Origin of the sequence: Paenibacillus sp. MMO-177 (assembly GCF_037147795.1) — a bacterium.
GTDB lineage: Bacteria > Bacillota > Bacilli > Paenibacillales > Paenibacillaceae > Pristimantibacillus.
Map to the genome: position 1 here is coordinate 123,710 of NZ_JBBCUR010000010.1, position 18,612 is coordinate 142,321.

Sequence of the window (18,612 nt, forward strand, 5' to 3'; positions counted from 1 at the left end):
AGTCGGGGTAAGCATCGTTAGGTTAAAAATTGCTCCATGCGAATAAGTCCAAGCCGCTTGGCTTCTACAATCGCTTCGGATCTTGAACGGACACTCAGCTTCTCGAAAATGCGGGTTAAGTTATACTCTACCGTCCGCTGGCTCATATGAAGCTTGGCCGCAATATCCTTATTGCTGCTGCCGTTTGCCACTTCCTGCAAAATATCCTGATCCCGCTCATTAATCGAAACCTCTTCAATCGCTTTCTCCGCACGGGTAATCTTCACTTCATTACGCCGCAGCTGTTTCAGCAGGGTAATCGGAATAACCGCTTCCCCGCGCATCGCGCAGCGGATGTTGTTAAGGAGCTGCTCCCGCGATACCGTCTTGGAAATAAACCCGGAAACTCCGCATTCAATCAGAAGATTGTAATGGGTGCTGATCTCATAACCGGTATAGATAAGAACCCGGCGGTCAGGGTCTTGCTGAATAAGTCGTTTCGTGAGCTCAAGACCGCTGATTCCCGGCATATTCAGGTCACACAATATAATATCAAAGGGGTCGTGATTGACGGCATCGAGCGCTTCCATAGCGGACAGCACGACCGTTACCTTCATCTCAGGATCCTGTTCGATCATGGTTTTCGTTCCTTCGCCTACGGAAGGATGATCATCAACTAATAAGATACGAATCACGCAATAATCCCCTTTCCGAACGACCGGTCGTCATTGTCTCCGGCAAGTTGATTACAACCTCCAGCCCGCTTCCGCGCTTCGACCGGAACGTAATCTCTCCTTCAAGACTCGCTACCCGTTCTTTAATGCCGGACAGCCCCATGTGCTCAAAGGATGCTTTCATATAATCAACATCCATTCCGATACCGTCATCCTTGTAACGGAAGTAGATTCTTCCTTTCCGCTGTTCAAGCTCCAGGGTGACCCGGTTCGCCTGCGCGTGCTTGGCCGCGTTGCGGAGCAATTCCTGTACGATCCGGTAAATGGCTGTAATCTGCTCTTCGTTAAGCGGATGGGCAAACGGCTTCGGTCTGAAATCAACGGCGAAATTATCGCGCATCTGCGAGTGCTCGACTATGGATTCTACCGCTTCGATAACGCCCATCTCTTTCAGGAGCGGCGGCCGCAGTTCATTGCAGGTCTCCCGAATCTGATGAATGACATCCAGCAGGCCTTCCTTGATCTCGTTCAGCTCTTCGCTAAGATTGTCCGAGATGGGATAATCGTTCATCAATCCCTCCAGCTTGCGGTACCAGATTAACTGGTCCTGCAGCGCGGAGTCGTGAAGATCGGCAGCCAGCTTTCTTCGTTCGTTCTCCGACAGGCAGAACAACAACCGCAGAACCCAAGGCGCGGTAGTCTGCTCCTTGCGTACCTCCGACTCCAGGTCCTCTATCAGACCTTCGATCAGGTATAGATTCTCAAAGACAATACTGGAATAGTTCGCGAGCGTCTTCAACCAGCGCAGCTCGTCCGAATTGAACCGGGTATGGTTCGTCTTCGAGCCGATCCATACGACATGGTATTTGGAACGCTGGCGGCCGATTACAAGACCGATGCCATGCGGCAGCTCCACCATTTCGCCAACCTGCAGCGAGTCCGCGACCTGAAGCAGGAACAAGGAAGTTCCTTTCTCCTCGTCGGATTCACCCAGCTTGTGCACGGAGCCGTCCGCCTGATCCACAAGGACAAAATCAATCCGGTTAACCGGGAGCAGGTCGCTGATCTCTTGCTTCAGAACCGCCTCCAAATCCGCTCTCTTCATCACGGTGGCAACCTTGCGGGAGAAACGGTCCAGGCTGTCCTGATAGCTGTACATCGCTTTGAACAGCTTCGGACGGAATTTATGGTCGATCTGCTCCTTCACATACAAGAAGAGAGTCATTACAACGTAAGACGTCAGGAACATTTGAACGTAACCAATCCAGGATACGTCCGCCTTTCCTTTCAGCACTCCGATAATCGCAAGCGTTAGCAGTAGAGCCGGCAGGGCAGACAGAAGCGTATAATATTTAAACCTTGTCAGGATGAAGTCGATGTCAAAGAGCTGATTGGATGTTAAGAGATAGAAATAAACGATCGGCAGCACGAACAAAAATAACGAAGTAAAGGCAGCCGGTAAAATCTGTCCTCCGCCGATAAAGAGCGGCAGCAGGTTCATTGCCGTAAACGGCGTAAAAGCCACGATATGCGACACCAGCGTAATTTTGAACAGCGAATTAAACTTCGTCTTGCGGTATTGCAAATACTTTCTGACGAGCTGATAGATACAGATGAAATTTCCGATAATCAAGGTTCCGTAATACAGCATCCGTATGTATACAAACGCGCTGTTGGACACCAGATCCGTCCAGACATACATAAGCATGCCCAGCTCAACCGCGCCAAACGCGCTCAGCATCCCGATTAATCCGGCTTTGCTGATGAAGACGACATTATACCGCTTCATGTACTGATTCATAAACTGAAGAAAAATAGCCGGTATTGACGGCAATACGAAATAAATGATCGAGAATCCGATAGGATCGCTCCGATAGGATGCTGCCGACGAGTAATAACATAGCCCGATCGTGGCAAAAAACAGCATAAGCATCAATGCCGCGCTGTCATTTTTCCTTTTCGAATATAGAAAAGAAGAAAACCCTGCGAACAAGATCAGCGAAATAAGCGGTATATACAGCTGAATGAACAATTCCCAACTGGAATGATCCCCATACCAGCCCCGGTTAAACTCGATCAGCTGCTGATCCTTATTGCTGTGCTCGACCAGCACGGAATCTGATTTCTCTATGGAGAAAAACTTTTTGACATTACTATATTGACCTGCCGGCTCTCCGTTCACGGAAAGAATTTTATCGCCGACCAAGATGCCTTTGCTAATCGCTTGTCCGGCAGGCTCGAGAGCTTTCACGAAATAATCTCCCTTTGAACCTTGCACTAGTTCGACGCCTATAAAAGGCTCCTTGATGATCGTAAGGGTCAAATAGAGCAAAATGACGAGAAAGGTAATCAGGAAGAGAGGTGCTGAAATTCTAAGAGTTGGTTTAAACATCGTCTAATCTCCTCCTGCACTCGCACGAAGTCGTTTTATGACTATATTAGCCCCAAACAGCCAGCGTGTAATTGCCTTTTTTCTCGTCTTGATTCTTCAGCGCATCTTGGAGTGCTTTGTGCTCAGCTGCGGATACGCCAGCCAATTGCAGCTGTCCACCCATCACCATCGACATTTTCTCTTTGCTTGCAGCAAGCGAACGAATAGCATCTTTCAACATTTAAAATTCCTCCTCTGCTATAGTAGAATCAAATTCTGATTCTACTATAGCAGGAAATCTTTCGACAGCAAACGCCAACATGCCCCGTATTTTCCGCAATCGTCATTGCGGTTTATGAAGAAAGGCCCTAGCTGGAGAAAATCTCTAGGAGCTTGTCCTTAGCCGAAGCGGCCTCCGGTACCTCTTCCAGCAGTTCCCGGAACCGATTAAAATGCATCCTCATGCGCACGGAGCCGTATAAGGCCGCCCCCGTCCGGTCACATGCTTCTTCCAGCATATGCTGCCTGTCTGCGACATCTTTCGCCTGCAGCCTGCCTTCGAAATAGTCCAAAATCCATTGATCCTCCTCAGCCAATTCCTCCAAAAGGAACAAGGTAAGAAGGGTCTTTTTGCGCGAAATAAAATCGTTCTTGTCATCCCATCGAAGCAGGTCCTTAATATCATTTTTAATTTGGGCCGCCATTCCTACCTCTTCAGCATATTCCGCAACGACCGGATGCCATTCCCGGCCAGCGAGCATGACGCCCGCCATACAGGCGAATACGATAAGCGCGGCCGATTTATGCCGAACCATGGCGAGATAGGAATCCTCGTCCGTCACCGCGTTCATTAAATCCAGCATCTGTCCGTTTGCCGCCTTCAGCAATTGGCCGTTCATCATCCGGACCACCCGGAGCAGCAAGCCTTGATCGAACTCCAGCTCCAGCACGGCCTGCTGCGAAAGCACCATAAAGGAGGCTGCCGTCTGCATCGCAGCCGCCGGCGGCACCTGGGACCAGGCTTGATGCGGCGCGTCTCCGTCCTGCAGATCATCCAAAATATCGGTTGCAAGAATAAACAGTTCAACCGCAGCAGCAGCCTGATAGATCTGCCCGGAATCTCCTCCAAACATTCTGTAATGAAGCACGGTCAATAGGCCGAATCTCAGCGATTCGGCCTGCTTTTCCCGTATAAAAGCATGGGCATATCCGCGAAGCGGCTCCGTTGCGAAGTACTTATCGGAAATCCGCAGCATCTCCTGCCCGATCATAGGCACTAGTTCTTCCATCCTCTGACCTCCGTCATGGTAGTGTCATCCTTATCTTATACGATGGAAGAATATGCCGCCAACTATTTGCAACAGCTTGTCATTATTTCGCCCCTTCCGCTTTTGAGATTGTGGTTTGGTTTTGGATTGTTGGACGATCTCCTCCCCATTTAATTTATCGAGCAGCGCGGCAATCATCTCCATGCGCTTCTCTATCACCTGGCTTCGATGAACGGACGGACTTTCGTTGGTGTCGTTTCTCGGATTCATCTGTACAAAAGTCCTCCTTCAAACTAGACCGGATCGCTAAGCAGGGTTTTACATTTCCGCGTAAGCGAAATGAACGTAAACGCCCTCCATCGAAAAACAGCCCTCGGGAATTTGGGAGATGAGCTGCTGCGGAGAATCGCATCTGACGATATCCCCTTTGCGCAGCACCGCAATGCGATCGCAATTCCGCTGCATTTCCCCCATATCATGGGATGCCATAACGATCGTTTTGCCTTGACTCTTCAGCTTCATAAGCAGGGCCCAATAATCCGCCCTCGCCTGCTTATCAAGTCCGGTTGTCGGCTCATCCAAGAATATAATTTCAGGATCGTTTACCAGCGCAAAAGCAAGCGCGATGCGCTGCTGCCAGCCGCCTGACAGCCGTTTGACCGGCTTGTTCACGTACGGCTCCAGCTCCAGATCCGCAATAATCCGATCGATATCATTTTGTTTTATGTAAAACGATTGGAACAATTCCAGCGCTTCACGGACCGTTAAATTGTCTACGAGCGAATTGCTGTACATATGCATGCCGATATATTCCTTCAGCTGCTTGGCTTCCATAATGGCGTCCATGCCAAGTACCTCTATCGTTCCCTGATCAGGTCTGCGAAGTCCCATGAGCATCTCCAGCAGGGTTGTTTTGCCTGCCCCGCTTGTCCCGATAATGCCAAACAGCTCGCCTCTGTTTACTTCAAAGGAGACTTCATTTAATGCGTTGTACGGACCATAGCATTTACATATCGAGCTTACTTGAATGACCGTCTCTAAGTTCACTGCAGCTCTCCTCCATTCAGGCCGGAATACCTATTCGCCGGAACGTGATCTAGTAATTTAACCTTACCTGATTCTGAAAATGTTTTCACCGAAAACCATACTGCAGAATCACGCAATTTTTTTGCGGCATGGTTTGCGGGGCGCAACCGCAAAAAAAGCCCCGAAAGCGCAAAAGTTGTGCTTTCGGGGTAAATGTCCACCTTTTCCACAGGTTTATCCACAACAAAAAGTGAATTGTTAGTTAATTCTGTCGATAACAAAGCGTGATTTGTAAAGGTTAATGTCACTAATTACTTACAAAACCTTCCTTGTCAGCAGCGATATCCACGTTATCCACATTATCCACAAGCAGGCTGTGTAAAAACTATCCACGACTTGCACGCATTTTTATACACAGGGAAAAGGCTGTATTTATCCGTTTTTTTCCTCTTATGCACAGCAGTCATGTTTTTGTGGATAACTATTCCGGTTAACCGGCATTTTCTTCAACGACCTGTTTTCTGCTTGTCATAACAGCCTGATTGCAAGCCGCGACATAAGCTTGGGCAGCCGCGTAAATGATGTCCTTATGAATGGAAGTGCCGCGGAAGCGCTCGCCTTCGATAATGATGCTGACTACCGCTTCGCCGTGGGCATCCTCTCCCGTCGATAACGAATGCAGCTCCAGATCCTCGAATTGGGCGGCTACCGGAATCGCCTGCTGGATGCAGTGGATAACCGCCTCCAATGGCCCTTCGCCCATTCCGGAGTAGGAACGCTCCTGGCCGTCCTCGCCGTCGCGTATGGTAACCGAAGCAATGCGGGACTTCTGGCTGCCGGCCAATACCTGCAGATCCATCAGCTTGTATGGATCCGGCTGCGTCTCGGTCGCTTCGCCGGCGATGCGGATCAACTCGTCATCGGTTACGATCTTTTTCTCGTCGGCGACCTGTTTGAATTTGTTATACACATCGTTCAATTCGTTGTCCGCTACCGCAATGCCGTATTCCGACAAACGGTGCTTGATCGCATGGCGGCCGGAATGGCGGCCCAGAATAATCATGCTGCGGGAAATCCCCATTGCTTCCGGATCCATAATCTCATAGGTGCTGCGGTCCTTCAGCAAGCCGTCCTGGTGAATGCCGGATTCATGCTGGAAGGCGTTGCGGCCAACAATCGGTTTATTATAGGCGATCGGATAATGCATCGCGCGGCTGACCATATGAGAGGTTGTATAGATCTCGCCTTGCTCGATATTGGTCTCGATCTGCAGAGCCGATTTGCGCGTCTCGATCAGCATCGCCAGCTCCTCGAGCGAGCAGTTGCCTGCCCGTTCGCCAACGCCGTTTACGGTGACCTCAACCTGCGTTGCTCCCGCTTGCACGGCTGCCAGACTGTTCGCGACCGCCATGCCCAGATCGTTATGGTTATGCGTGCTGTAGCGAACCTTGTCTCCGCCCCGCGCCTGCTGGCGTACCGACGTGAACAGATCCACCATTTCATTTGGCAGCGCGTAACCGAGCGTGTCGGGCAGATTGATAATCGTAGCTCCCGATTCGATTGCCGCTTCCACCAGCTCGATCACAAAATCGCGGTCCGAACGCGTGGAGTCCATAGCGGCAAATTGAATTTCGTCAACAAACTGCTTGGCGTAAGAAATCATATCCTTTGCAATCTGAATGACTTCCGACCGCGTCTTGCGGATTTGATGGCTCAGATGAATATCCGAGGAGGAAATGAACAGATGCAGGCGCCGTTTGGCCGCATCCTGCGTCGCTTTGACGGCGGCATCAATGTCGACCTTTACCGCGCGGGCAAAGCCGCAAATCTCAACGTTTTGCAGCTCGCGGGAGATTTGCTGGATAGCCGCAAATTCGCCTGGACTGGAGATCGCAAAGCCCGGCTCGATAATATCAACTCCCAGCTTCGCCAGCTGGCGGGCGATAATAATTTTGCGTTCAGGCTCAATCGATGCTCCAGGCGATTGCTCGCCGTCGCGTAATGTTGTATCGAAGATTTGAATTTTTTTCATGGGAATACCCTCCGTTATGTGTTTTTTTGGAACAAAAAAGGCCTGTCGTCTCTGTGTAAGAGACGACAGGCCCGTAAATGAGCTGCCGTGGTACCACTCTCATTGGCCGGAACCTTCATGAAGCAGCCACTTCTATGGCTAAGCCTTAAGCTTCATGCGGGTCCGACCCGCTTGAACACCCGATGACGGAGGTTTACCGTAACGATGTACTTGCCATAAGCTTTACTGCTGTTAAGCAGCCGGCCGGCTTCCATCATTCCGCTCCCAGGCGAGTTCAAGCTTAAGCTTCGACCGCGTCGCACCACCCCGCAGCTCTCTGCAGCAGCAATTGCTCCGTTCAGGCTCTGCCCGATTGTTCAATTGCTCTGTTTACCCGCTTTATTGCTTTACTGATCCTGTTCCCAGCGTTTTGTATATGAATTTGCGTATGTTTGAAACTGAAACTTCCCAATCCTAGTTCAAAAACACCAAAAAGCCTGTCGCCTCTTGAAATCAAGAGACGACAGGCTATCATTAACCTGCGCGGTACCACCCTTGTTGACATCAACCGCTGTAAAGTTATCAGCTTCGAATGTCCACCTTAGGCACATTGCCAACTCCGGATGTTGACGAATGCGCACCCTGTTACGGGGGTTATCCGTAGCAACGTACTTGCGGGCTATCCATGGCCAGCCGCGCTTATCCGCTGCTCCGCTCCCAGGCGAGTTTCAGGTATCCTTCGACTGCGTTGCACCTTCCCGCAGCTCTCTAAACCCGGATTAGCCTTACTACTCCTGTTCTTAGCGTTTGCACAGTATGAAGTTTGAACTATTGGTACTCATTATATTCTCCAACAAATATTCTGTCAATTCCAAGAGTTGAAAATATTTGTTAAGAGACGGAAGGCTTGGCCCAGCCCTCCAGCGAGAAATTAGGCTCCGCCTTCATATCCAGCGAAGTGAATTCGCGCTTCTGCCATTTCAAAAAGGCCGCCGCGCCAATCATGGCCGCATTGTCCGTGCACAGCTTGTGCGGCGGAACCAAGAGCGGCACGCCTTCCTTGTCGCAGCGCGACGCAAGAGCGGCGCGCAAGCCTTTATTCGCCGCTACGCCGCCGCATAAGAGCAGCTGCTTGGCGCCAAAGGCTCGGACAGCGCGAAGCGCTTTTTCGACCAGCACCTCGATCACCGACTCCTGGAATCCGCGGGCAAGAGCTCCGGCATCCAGCGTTTCGCCCTTCATGTTCGTCTGATTGATGACGGCAAGGACGGCAGACTTCAAGCCGCTGAAGCTGAAATCATAAGAATCCGGCTCCAGCCAAGCGCGCGGCAGCTCAATGACTGCCTCTGCCTCCGATGCAAGCCGGTCAATATGAGGTCCGCCGGGATACGGGAATTTCAAAGCTCTTGCTACTTTGTCATAAGCCTCGCCAACCGCATCGTCACGGGTACGGCCAATCATGCGGAAGCTGCCTTCGCTCTCCAGCAGAACAAGCTCCGTATGCCCGCCGGAAACGACAAGCGCCATGCACGGGTATTCCAGCTCATGAACAAGCTGATTGGCATAGATATGCCCCGCAATGTGATGCGTCCCGATAAAAGGCACGTCCAGCGCCATCGCGAGGCTTTTGGCCGCTACGATGCCAACCAGCAAGGCCCCTACAAGCCCAGGGCCTTGCGTGACGGCTACAGCGGAGATATCCTGCAGCGTAAGGCCGGACTCTTCTATAGCCTGCTCGATCATAAGCGTAATGACTTCGACATGCTTGCGCGATGCGATCTCCGGGACAACACCGCCGAATTGCTTATGGACCTCGATCTGGCTCGAGATCACGTTGGATAGTATATGTTTGCCCCCGCGAACGACAGCGACCGAAGTTTCGTCGCAGCTTGTTTCGATCGCCAGTATAACGGCATCCTGATTTGTTGTGCTCACCATTCTTGCTCCTCTGTTGCAGGCTGATAGGAGTTGAGATCCGCCCACATTATTAACGCGTCTTCGTTATTATCGGAATAATAAGCCGGACGGATGCCGGAAGGCTTAAAGCCCAGCTTCCGGTACAAACCCTGCGCAATCTCGTTGGACACGCGTACTTCCAGCGTCATTTTGTTTGCGCCAAAAAATGCAGCCGTCCGTTGCAGCTCGGATAACAGCCGTTCTCCAAGCCCTCGGCCTCTATGATCGGCGCGTACGGCAATGTTAGTGACATGAGCCTCGTCTACAATGACCCACATCCCGCCGTAGCCAATAATTTGGCCGTCGTGCTCCATCACCATATAACGCGCAAACATATTGCTCGTCAGCTCGTTTTTGAACGCATCCGGCGTCCACGGAGTGGCAAACGCCTCATGCTCGATAGCAACGATAAACGGGATATCCGCCATCGTCATGGAACGAAAAACAAGATCGGACAGCATCAGGACTTCGCCTCCCCCTGCTGCTTGGCGCGAAGATTCACTTCCGCCTCTGCCAGCTGGGTATAGTTAGGCGTCAGTCCATGCGTATCCGCGACCTCGCCTTTAAGCAGACGCTCGCGGCCAAGCCAGGCTACCGCGCAGCCTTCCAGCTCATAAGAAAGCAGATGCACTTCCGCACCGGACCGATTCTCATCGCATAAAGCTAGAAGCCGTTCCGCTTCTTCCCGGTGCAGCGCCAGATCGCCAATCACCCAAATCCGTTTTACCTGTCCCCGCTGCTGCGCCGCTTCTCCCGCAATCCGGTCCACCCAGTCATGCATAAGCCTTACGCCGTCTGCCGCAAAGCCGCTCCACTCGCCGCCTGCCGACATCGCATAGCCGCCCGTATAGACCTGTCCGCGCCGGGCATCCATAATCGGGAGCACCCAGTCCTCACCTGTGCCGGCCCCGGAAGCCGAAGCCGATCCAAGCTTAACGCCTGCCGCATGATGCCAGCCTCCATAGGCGATCGCCTCAAGACTGGATACGCTCACGAGAGGCTTGTTCCATACCCAAGCGAGCGTTTTTGCTGCGGCAATCGCAATCCGCATGCCCGTGTAAGATCCCGGCCCGCTGCCAACCGCAATAGCGCCTACGTCGCTTGACGTTACGCCGCATTGCTCCATCAGCTGCTTGATATGGGTAATGACGTGCACGGAATGGTTTCTTTCCGCAAGCGACTGCATGTCCCCCAGAATGCGGCCTTTATCCAAGATCGCCGCCGCAAAAGCAGCGGTTGAAGTATCAAACGCCAATACCGGTCCTTCAATTCGTTCAGTCATCGTTATTCCCTGCTCCCATCTCATTCAACAAAGCCTCGCACCAAGAGGCATACGGCTCGCCGATTCCGGAGATCCGAAACTGGCGCTCCTCGCCGCCTTCATGCGCAATATACATTTCCAGCCGCTCCGGCGGCAGCAGCTCTTCAATCAGGCTTGCCCATTCCACAATCGTAACCCCGTCGCCGAAGAAATAATCGTCCAGCCCCAGCTCGTCGGCTTCTTCCAGGGAAAGACGGTACACATCCATATGATAAAAGGGCATGGAAGCCCCCTCGTATTCTTTAATAATCGTAAACGTCGGACTGTTTACAATATCCGTTACGCCAATCGCTTTTGCGAATTTTTGCGAAAAGGTTGTCTTGCCGGCCCCAAGGTCCCCGTCTAAGGCCAGCACCGTGCCCGGTTTGACAAGCCCGGCAATCCGCTGCGCAAGCAAGGCCGTTTCGTGCTCGCTGCGAACGGCAAGGACAACTTGTCCTTTGATCGTCATCTTCTTCACCTGCTTATTACTCAAAATGATTATAGCCCCGTTTGGCCAGCGGCTGCCTCAGCTCGCCTCTGTCCGTGACGCGGATTAATTCGACAGCCGGCGCTCCGGCCGATGTCTCCCCAATGATATAAAAGGGCAGCCCTTCCGCATGGAAAGCCGCCTGTGCCGCTGCCGCATCGCCGTGTGCCATAGTCCCGAGCAGCACGTAGTCCTCTCCGCCGTACAACATCCACTCCAGAGGATCGATGCCAGCCGCACCCGCATAGGCGGCCATACTGCCGCTGCGCGGAAGCTGCTGCTCGAATAAAGATACGGCCAGCCCCGATGCTTCAGCGATTTCCCAAGCTTCGCTGGCAAGACCGTCGCTTACGTCATTAAGCGAATGACAGGTTCCCCGCGCGAGCAGCAGGCGTCCGGCCCGCACCGAAGGAGTCGGGCGGCGGTGCGCCTGCACAAGCAATGCCATGCGTTCCCCCACGAGCGCATCCGCGCCGCGTTCCCGCTGCGCGAGCAGAACATGCAGCCCGGCCGCCGACTTGCCTACGGGGCCGGTCAATACAACCGCGTCGCCGGGCTTCGCCCCCGACCGGCGCAGCGCCTTGCCCGCTTCGACGGCGCCTGTCACCGTCACCGCGACAACAAGATGCTGCGGCGACGAGGTGGTGTCGCCGCCAATTACCGCTACGCCATATTGCTCGGCGCAGGCGTACAACCCATCATAGAGCCGGCGCATCGGCTCCCCCCCAAGCTGTTTCGGCACGCTTACCGAAACAAGCGCCTGCAGCGGTACGCCGCCCATCGCGGCTATATCGCTGACGTTGGAAGCGAGCGCTTTATAGCCGATATCCTCGTAGGACATCGTCACCTCGTTAAAGTGCACCGTCTCTACCATCGTATCCATCGCCATGATGTATTCATACGGCGAAGCTACGCCGGCTATCGGAGCGGTGGGGTCAACAAGCGCCGCATCGTCTCCAATGCCAAGCCGGACGCCGCGTGCCCGCTGCCAGCTTTCGCTTTGCCGCCCCGAAGTCCAATGGCGGATGCTTGCAAATTCGTCCACTGCCCTTTTCTCCTAACTATTCTTTTAGTGAATATCCCGCTTCTTGAATCTGCCGCCCTTCACATCGTGAATATTGCCAACCGCAAGAAACGCCGAAGGATCCAGTTCTTGCACGATGGACTTCATCTTCGCTTCCTCCAGACGGGTAATGACGCAGAAAATAATCCGTTTCTGTCCGCCGGAGAAGCCGCCTTCCCCATGCAGATACGTTACGCCGCGCCCAAGCCGGTCCATAATAGCCGCGCCGATCTCTTTGGCCTCATCGCTAATAATCCAGACCGATTTTGATTCTTCAAAGCCTTCCATCGTAATATCAATCATCTTGTAGGCAATGTAGTAGGCGACAAGCGAATACATCGCACGGTCCCAGCCGAACACAAAGCCCGCGCTCCCGAGAATAAACAAATTAAAAAACATCACAATCTCGCCAACCGAAAATGGCAGACGCTTGTTAAACAGAATGGCGATAATCTCCGTGCCATCCAAAGATCCGCCGAACCGGATAACGATACCGACGCCAACCCCCAGAATCACGCCGCCAAATATCGAGGCCAGAAAATATTCTTCTGTCAAAGGCGGAACCGGATGAAGCAGGAAAGTGCCGAGCGACATCACGCTTACCCCGTACAAGGTCGACATCGCAAACGTTTTGCCGATCTGCTTGTAGCCGAGCACCAGAAAAGGCAGGTTAAGAAGGAATAGGAAAATACCCAGGGGCAGTCCCGTCAGATGGGATACGATAATCGATATCCCGACGATCCCGCCGTCAATAATGTGATTGGGGACCAAAAAAATCTCCAACCCCACTGAAACCAGAGTCGCTCCCAGCGTAATAAATAAGATCCTGCGAAGCAGCTCCAGCTTAGGCAGCTTCAAGTGCTGTGCATGTCCCGTCATATGTAGCTTGTTCCTCCCCCCGAACACGCTAATTACGATTATTTTACCTTAATAAACAAGATATTCAAAGACCAGCCTGTGCAGAATATAGCAATCTGCCTCGAAACTTGTCCCATAGGATGTCAGGTTAATGAGCAAGCTACGCGTTTGAATGTTCTTCCGATCGCCATTGCTCCGTGATTCCTTTGAATCATAAAAAAAAGGCTGTGCACGAACTAGCACAGCCACTCTTATTTATAAATCAGCCGATTACGGCAAACGTCTCTACGCCGGATGGTATCGTTCTTGTACGGAACAACGCTCCGTCGGCGCTGCGGAAGATCCGAAGCGTAAACGTCGCTGTCGTAAGAGTTGTAATATTATTGAAGCGCACTACGCCAAACCGGTCAAAGTTCGCCGTGGAAACAACGGTGTTCCCTCTGGATAATCTAGCAAAAAAACCGGTCGTGTTAAACGGGATACCTTCCTCGTTCACCCACACGACTGTCAATCTGCTAAGAATCGGGCCGAATTGCTGCGGTGCTAACTGGGCCGTTCTTTTGATCACTTTTCCTTTGCCTTTGGAAGGACTTTTTAAAGTCGGTCTTATTCTGGCAGCCATACTGTCACCCTCCCTCCTAATTCTTTATTAGGTTATTCAGAGAGTGATAGCTTGGTATGGATAGATTCCTATGCGCGTCCGTCCAAAATTACAATTCTTTGACGATTGTCAGGTGCAATTCATCCTTCAATTCCAAATCATACGGCGAAGCCGGCTCCTTGCCGTCGGCTTCCCGGATAATCCGAACCCTCGGCCGATGCAGAGCAAGCTCGCTGTTAAGAGATACTACCCCGACCTGGCCGGAGCTGAGCAATACGGTGGTCGATACCGGATATATCGAAATATGCTTGCAGAAGAGCTTGATCAAATCGAAATCAAAGTAAGTATTGCCTGCGGCAAACAGGAATTCGATCGCTTCGGATGGCGTATACCGCTTGCGATGCGGCCTCGGAGAGGTCAGCGCGTCATAGACATCCGCAATCCCTACAATCTGGGCGTACATATGAATCTCGTCCCGCTTCAGACGGCGCGGATAACCGGAGCCGTCATAACGTTCATGATGCTGAAGCGCGCAATGCGCCGACACGACGGAAATATCATGATATTTCCGCAAAATATCAAAGCCTTCCTTCGTATGGCTCTCCATAATAACCCGTTCATCGGCTGTCAGAGGCCCTACCTTCTCAATCAGCTTTTGCGGAATCTTCGTCATTCCGATATCGAACAGCAACGCTCCGATGCCAAGCTCCTCCAGCTGGTTGCGGTTATAGCCCTTTGCAATCCCCAACACCCCTGCAAGCATGGCGACATTCACCGAATGATGAAACAAATAAGCGTCGGCAACGTGAATATTCGTCAGGTTCACCATCATGTTTGGTCTTGCCGTCAAATCCGTCATAATCTGGCCAAACACATTCCGGAAGGTCCGTCCTAAATCAGGAGCGATCGCCCGGCCTTTCATCACAACCGATTGGTCCTTAAAGGAACTCATCGTCTTGTAGATCGCTTCCACTGCCTGCCGGCGAGTCTCGTCCCTGAGCGTATCCTCGGGGATGAGATCCTCTGTCATGCCGTCTTCGATATAAACAATGTCAACGCCTAAATTTTGAAGCCGATTTATATAACGATCATTAAGCTCTACGCCTTCACCAAGCAGAACCCGTCCATTATCTTGAAATATCGGTTTTGCAAGCTTGTCCCCAGGTTTGACCGATCCAATTTGCACTTTTCTCATCGCCCATACCTCTTTCGATCCATACTTCAATCAACAGTACGAAGCTATTTTATCAGATATATGTTGGGCTGACTATCATGGAAGGATATCTACCATTTATTAATAAAATATTAAATAAAAAACTCGGCATACCGGGTCTGTTAACCCTTAGTTTGCCGAGTCTGTCATCAAGCCAGCTTACGCTTGACGATACGGTTGCGACCGCTGTATTTCGCTTCGTATAATGCCGCGTCAGCCTGGGCAAGCAATTCTCTCAGGAAAGCTTTCGGATCGTCCAAAGCCTGCTCGTCGAACTGCTCTACCGAAACCACGCCCATGCTGATCGTTACTTTAACCGACTGACTGCCAAGTCCGGTCCTGACGACATTCTGCTCAACCGACTCCTTGACCATATCGGCGATAATATCCGCTTGATCCCGGGTCGTATGAGGCAAATAGACCGTAAATTCTTCCCCGCCGTACCTAGCGAGAATATCTGCTGAACGAAGCGTGTTTTTTACGGCTTCAACCGTCGAACAGATCACTTCGTCTCCTACAAGATGGCCATATTGATCGTTAATGGCTTTGAACAAATCGATATCAAAGAGGAAGATTGAAAAAGGAATGCCGTATTGCACATTAACCGCAAGCTCATGCTCCAGCTGCTGCAGCAAATACCTCCGGTTATAGCAGCCGGTTAATCCGTCCGTAATCGCCATATGCTCCAGCTTCTTGTTGGCCTGGAACAGCTCGTCCTGCATGACCAGCAGCTCGCGATTCCGGTCCTGCAGCAGCTCGTTCTGCGTATTCGTCTCATCCACCAAGAGGCGCAGTTCCGTTACGTCGTGGAAGGTCAGAAGCCGGCCGAGCAGCTCCTTCTTCTTCTGGCTCAGAATGGGGGCGGACTGCACAACGACGTAGCGGTAATGGCCGTTGCTATGCAGCGAAATCTCCAGCTCCTGCCGCTCCATCGGCCGCAGCTTCTGCTCCTCCAGGAACAACCGGAATTGTTTCCGAATTGGTTTAGATAGATGAACGGCAAGCGCCTCCGGAGTAAACCGCTCGCCAATCTTAAGCTTCATGATCGGCTTCATTGCTTTGTTGAGTTCAAGGACAACCCCGCTCTCGTCCAGGACGATAATACCTGTCGAGATCGTGTTCATCACATCGCGCTGCACGATTTGAATGATATCGAATACCCGGTGTCTGGTAATAGCGTGGACAAGATACACTGCGGATAAAGTAATCCCTACCGAGAAGATAGAGAAATAGGAGGACACATAGTTGATAAAAATAATATTGACGAGAAAATCGCCCAATCCGAACAAGACAAGCACAAATAATCCGTTCATGGCTGTTCGGACGAGCATTTGCTGCCGGACCGATACGCCGCGGCGGATCGTATAGCCCATAACCACCAGGGAAACGAGAATATACGAGAACAGCTGAACGATCATATACCAGAATAAAGGTCCGCTTTGCTGCTGCTTGGCCGCTAAGTCTTCGTTAATCGAGAGAAAAAGCTGATTCGGATTTACGATGACAAACGCAACGGAGATCAGCGCCGGGATCGACAGCATGATAAGCCGTCGCGTACGTATCAATTGGGCTTGTCCCGTCATAAATACAACAAAGATAAACCATCCTACGCCAACGAGTGACAGTCCGGCGTAGGAACCCGAAAGATAAAAAAGCCTGTATGGAGAACCAGGCATCGATTGAGCTATAAATTGAGTAAGCGGCCAAACCATCAACACAAGATGCAGCGCAAAATAAATTTTGTGCAGCACGGTAATGGTACCAACTGCAAACACGTAGAAAAACAAACCGAGCAGTACGAGGAACATGCTAAAATCCAGCCACATCATCGATTCCAATACGGTTCACCCATCCATTGTCTATCCATCTATTACCATTGTAACAAATGTTATATCAGTCGACAATTCTTTCCATAGGACTTCCTGCGTATTATTTTTTCGACGGGGTAGGCCAAAGGTCCGCAAGCATGTGCTCCAAAGAGGGGGAAATATGCAGGAAGCTGCGGAATTGCTCGTACTGCTCCCACTTCTCCTTCGACCCTTTCTGTCCTCCGCGCACAGCGCGAATCAGCAAGTTTTTAGGCGTATGCTCCGGATCGACAAACTCCAGCATCTGCACTTTGTAACCAAGCACCTCAAGCAGCGTGCCGCGGGCCGCATCGGTTGCAAGGGCGGAGAAGCGCTCCTTGAGCAGCCCCTGGGACAGAATCGGCGACAGCACGTCGCTTTCCACCTGACGGAACAATTCGTGCTGGCAGCATGGAACGGACATAATAACCGAAGCTCCCCATTTAACCGCTTTGGCAAGCGCGGCATCCGTCGCCGTGTCGCAGGCGTGAAGCGTAACGACCATATCGGCCTCGTTTAACTCCTCGTAATCGGCGATGTCCCCCACCAGGAACTTCAGCTTGTCATAATGAAGCCGGTCCGCAAGCTCCTGGCAAAAAGCGATGACGTCCGCCTTCAAGTCCAATCCGATTATCGAAATTTCCCGCTTCTGTTCAACAGCTAGCAGATGGTACAGGGCAAAGGTCAGGTACGATTTGCCGCAGCCGAAATCAACAATCGTTAGCGGCTTGTCCGCCGGAAGACTCGGCAGCACGTCTGTCACCATCTCGAGGAATCGGTTGATCTGCCTGTATTTGTCCTGTTTCTTCGCGTGCACGGCTCCGTCCTTCGACATAATGCCCAGCTCCACCAGAAAAGGCGCGGCGGTTCCTTCGGCCAATATCCGGTTTTTCTGGCGGTTATGCTGCAGCTCTGCCGAAGCTTTTACCGATCCGGTCGGCGGCTTGCTGAGAATGGTGGCCTTCCCTTTCTTGCTGAATAACAGCTGAAGATCGGCCGCTGGCGTCTTAAACAGCGCCTGCTTGTAATCGCCTTCGAGCAGCTCGATGATTCTGGCGCCGGCGAGCTCGGGCTTTACGTTATCATGGGTTACCTTATTGCTGTAATGGTATTCGAATTGCAAATGAAGCCCGTTCTTCAATTGAACCGGCCGCACCACTGTTTTGGGAGCTGCCGCCCCATCCTTGCGGCGGAGCTGGCTTAGCGTTCCCTGCAGCAGTTCCCCCGCATCAACGATATTTTGTATAGACTGCTGCCAATCCTGTGTCATATTCAATCGTCACTCCTGTTGCTTTTACTTATTTGAAGCTAACGAATCCAGCCCGTATTGGACTTCCTCGCGCGGCAAGCAACCGGCTTCCAGCTTCTCGTCATCGTAATATAACAAGCGGCGGTAGAAGGCTTCTACTTCCTCTCCCGATACCGCTTCATCTTCCATCAGCTCATACAGGACATCTTCCGCCCTTGCGAACTGCCCTTCGCCTTCCAGCCATTCCGCCTGAAGCTGCTTCGCATGATCAGGCAGCTCGTACGCTTTTAACTGCTCCAGCAGCAGTCCCGCTTCCTTCGATGGGTTTACCAGCGTAGGCTCGGCGTCAACTAACGACAGCCTCATAAAGAGCTGCAGCGCCTTTAAACCGGACGCAAAGCTGGCGTCTTCGTTGCCAAGCTCGGCATGCAGCTCCGACTCCTGCTTCAAGGTTACGGCTATCGCCTGTATTTTGTCCGTCTCCATCACGCCGTTTGTCGTCAGCACCGCCATCAAATCTTTGTCGGACAAGGAACGGATCAGCTTACCGCTAAGTCCAAACCGTTTATCCAGCAGCTCATCGATAACGAGCAGGGCGTCCTGATGCTTAAGCTCCCGCTTCAACTGCAATATTTGCCCGACGGCTTCCGTCATCTGTTCGATCATGTTCATTAAGTAGTCGCGACGAAACAACCTGTTCCCCTCC

20 protein-coding genes are annotated in these 18,612 nt (G+C 51.9%); all 20 read right to left on the reverse strand.

The window, feature by feature from the left end; genetic code table 11:
- Positions 1–17: 17 nt before the first annotated feature.
- Complete coding sequence (locus WFK81_RS24965) at positions 18–674, reverse strand: response regulator transcription factor (protein ID WP_336789392.1); 657 nt, start codon at positions 672–674, stop codon at positions 18–20.
- Positions 652–3,045, reverse strand: a complete 2,394-nt coding sequence (locus tag WFK81_RS24970) for an ATP-binding protein (RefSeq protein ID WP_336789393.1) — start codon at positions 3,043–3,045, stop codon at positions 652–654. The genes WFK81_RS24965 and WFK81_RS24970 overlap by 23 nt, the downstream gene beginning before the upstream one ends.
- A gap of 46 nt (positions 3,046–3,091) precedes the next feature.
- Positions 3,092–3,265, reverse strand: a complete 174-nt coding sequence (gene comX, locus WFK81_RS24975; protein ID WP_015842656.1) for a competence pheromone ComX — start codon at positions 3,263–3,265, stop codon at positions 3,092–3,094.
- A 127-nt stretch (positions 3,266–3,392) separates the two neighbouring features.
- Positions 3,393–4,313: a polyprenyl synthetase family protein gene (locus WFK81_RS24980; protein WP_336789395.1), complete on the reverse strand. Its 921-nt coding sequence runs from the start codon at positions 4,311–4,313 to the stop codon at positions 3,393–3,395.
- A gap of 30 nt (positions 4,314–4,343) precedes the next feature.
- Positions 4,344–4,562, reverse strand: a complete 219-nt coding sequence (locus WFK81_RS24985) for a hypothetical protein (protein WP_336789397.1) — start codon at positions 4,560–4,562, stop codon at positions 4,344–4,346.
- A gap of 48 nt (positions 4,563–4,610) precedes the next feature.
- Positions 4,611–5,339: an ABC transporter ATP-binding protein gene (locus tag WFK81_RS24990; RefSeq protein ID WP_336789399.1), complete on the reverse strand. Its 729-nt coding sequence runs from the start codon at positions 5,337–5,339 to the stop codon at positions 4,611–4,613.
- Positions 5,336–5,626, reverse strand: coding sequence for a hypothetical protein (locus WFK81_RS24995; RefSeq protein ID WP_336789401.1), 291 nt, complete (start codon positions 5,624–5,626; stop codon positions 5,336–5,338). Before WFK81_RS24995 ends, WFK81_RS24990 begins: the two co-directional genes overlap by 4 nt.
- Before the next feature lie 182 nt (positions 5,627–5,808).
- Complete coding sequence (locus WFK81_RS25000; RefSeq protein WP_336789403.1) at positions 5,809–7,350, reverse strand: 2-isopropylmalate synthase; 1,542 nt, start codon at positions 7,348–7,350, stop codon at positions 5,809–5,811.
- 152 nt (positions 7,351–7,502) lie between these two features.
- Entirely contained in the window at positions 7,503–7,652 is a 150-nt protein-coding gene (locus WFK81_RS25005) for a hypothetical protein (RefSeq protein WP_336789405.1), read from the reverse strand.
- Positions 7,653–8,220: 568 nt separating this feature from the next.
- Positions 8,221–9,267 (reverse strand): tRNA (adenosine(37)-N6)-threonylcarbamoyltransferase complex transferase subunit TsaD, encoded by a 1,047-nt coding sequence (tsaD, locus tag WFK81_RS25010; protein WP_336789406.1) that lies wholly within the window; start codon positions 9,265–9,267, stop codon positions 8,221–8,223.
- Positions 9,261–9,746: a ribosomal protein S18-alanine N-acetyltransferase gene (gene rimI / locus WFK81_RS25015; RefSeq protein WP_336789407.1), complete on the reverse strand. Its 486-nt coding sequence runs from the start codon at positions 9,744–9,746 to the stop codon at positions 9,261–9,263. The genes tsaD and rimI overlap by 7 nt, the downstream gene beginning before the upstream one ends.
- A complete protein-coding gene (gene tsaB, locus WFK81_RS25020) occupies positions 9,746–10,567 on the reverse strand; it encodes a tRNA (adenosine(37)-N6)-threonylcarbamoyltransferase complex dimerization subunit type 1 TsaB (protein WP_336789409.1) in 822 nt (273 codons plus the stop codon). Before tsaB ends, rimI begins: the two co-directional genes overlap by 1 nt.
- A complete protein-coding gene (gene tsaE, locus WFK81_RS25025; protein ID WP_336789484.1) occupies positions 10,560–11,057 on the reverse strand; it encodes a tRNA (adenosine(37)-N6)-threonylcarbamoyltransferase complex ATPase subunit type 1 TsaE in 498 nt (165 codons plus the stop codon). The genes tsaB and tsaE overlap by 8 nt, the downstream gene beginning before the upstream one ends.
- Positions 11,058–11,073: 16 nt before the next feature.
- Positions 11,074–12,120, reverse strand: a complete 1,047-nt coding sequence (gene thiL / locus WFK81_RS25030) for a thiamine-phosphate kinase (RefSeq protein WP_336789410.1) — start codon at positions 12,118–12,120, stop codon at positions 11,074–11,076.
- Between the two features lie 24 nt (positions 12,121–12,144).
- Positions 12,145–13,017, reverse strand: a complete 873-nt coding sequence (locus WFK81_RS25035; protein WP_336789412.1) for a YitT family protein — start codon at positions 13,015–13,017, stop codon at positions 12,145–12,147.
- Between the two features lie 241 nt (positions 13,018–13,258).
- Positions 13,259–13,618 (reverse strand): hypothetical protein, encoded by a 360-nt coding sequence (locus WFK81_RS25040; RefSeq protein WP_336789414.1) that lies wholly within the window; start codon positions 13,616–13,618, stop codon positions 13,259–13,261.
- Between the two features lie 88 nt (positions 13,619–13,706).
- Entirely contained in the window at positions 13,707–14,792 is a 1,086-nt protein-coding gene (locus WFK81_RS25045) for an HD-GYP domain-containing protein (RefSeq protein ID WP_336789415.1), read from the reverse strand.
- 167 nt (positions 14,793–14,959) lie between these two features.
- Complete coding sequence (locus tag WFK81_RS25050) at positions 14,960–16,636, reverse strand: histidine kinase N-terminal 7TM domain-containing diguanylate cyclase (protein ID WP_336789416.1); 1,677 nt, start codon at positions 16,634–16,636, stop codon at positions 14,960–14,962.
- Positions 16,637–16,739: 103 nt separating this feature from the next.
- Positions 16,740–17,927 carry a class I SAM-dependent methyltransferase gene (locus WFK81_RS25055; RefSeq protein WP_336789418.1) on the reverse strand — a complete coding sequence of 396 codons (1,188 nt, stop codon included), beginning with the start codon at positions 17,925–17,927 and terminating at the stop codon, positions 16,740–16,742.
- A gap of 24 nt (positions 17,928–17,951) precedes the next feature.
- Positions 17,952–18,599, reverse strand: a complete 648-nt coding sequence (locus tag WFK81_RS25060; protein ID WP_336789420.1) for a DUF6483 family protein — start codon at positions 18,597–18,599, stop codon at positions 17,952–17,954.
- Between the last annotated feature and the right edge of the window lie 13 nt (positions 18,600–18,612).

Excerpts from the sequence above, each read along its gene's own strand:
- WFK81_RS24970 (WP_336789393.1), bottom strand. The coding sequence starts at position 3,045 with ATGTTTAAACCAACTCTTAGAATTTCAGCACCTCTCTTCCTGATTACC.
- comX (WP_015842656.1), bottom strand. The coding sequence starts at position 3,265 with ATGTTGAAAGATGCTATTCGTTCGCTTGCTGCAAGCAAAGAGAAAATG.
- WFK81_RS24980 (WP_336789395.1), bottom strand. The coding sequence starts at position 4,313 with ATGGAAGAACTAGTGCCTATGATCGGGCAGGAGATGCTGCGGATTTCC.
- WFK81_RS24985 (WP_336789397.1), bottom strand. The coding sequence starts at position 4,562 with ATGAATCCGAGAAACGACACCAACGAAAGTCCGTCCGTTCATCGAAGC.
- WFK81_RS25000 (WP_336789403.1), bottom strand. The coding sequence starts at position 7,350 with ATGAAAAAAATTCAAATCTTCGATACAACATTACGCGACGGCGAGCAA.
- tsaD (WP_336789406.1), bottom strand. The coding sequence starts at position 9,267 with ATGGTGAGCACAACAAATCAGGATGCCGTTATACTGGCGATCGAAACA.
- rimI (WP_336789407.1), bottom strand. The coding sequence starts at position 9,746 with ATGCTGTCCGATCTTGTTTTTCGTTCCATGACGATGGCGGATATCCCG.
- tsaB (WP_336789409.1), bottom strand. The coding sequence starts at position 10,567 with ATGACTGAACGAATTGAAGGACCGGTATTGGCGTTTGATACTTCAACC.
- tsaE (WP_336789484.1), bottom strand. The coding sequence starts at position 11,057 with ATGACGATCAAAGGACAAGTTGTCCTTGCCGTTCGCAGCGAGCACGAA.
- WFK81_RS25035 (WP_336789412.1), bottom strand. The coding sequence starts at position 13,017 with ATGACGGGACATGCACAGCACTTGAAGCTGCCTAAGCTGGAGCTGCTT.
- WFK81_RS25040 (WP_336789414.1), bottom strand. The coding sequence starts at position 13,618 with ATGGCTGCCAGAATAAGACCGACTTTAAAAAGTCCTTCCAAAGGCAAA.
- WFK81_RS25045 (WP_336789415.1), bottom strand. The coding sequence starts at position 14,792 with ATGAGAAAAGTGCAAATTGGATCGGTCAAACCTGGGGACAAGCTTGCA.
- WFK81_RS25050 (WP_336789416.1), bottom strand. The coding sequence starts at position 16,636 with ATGTGGCTGGATTTTAGCATGTTCCTCGTACTGCTCGGTTTGTTTTTC.
- WFK81_RS25055 (WP_336789418.1), bottom strand. The coding sequence starts at position 17,927 with ATGACACAGGATTGGCAGCAGTCTATACAAAATATCGTTGATGCGGGG.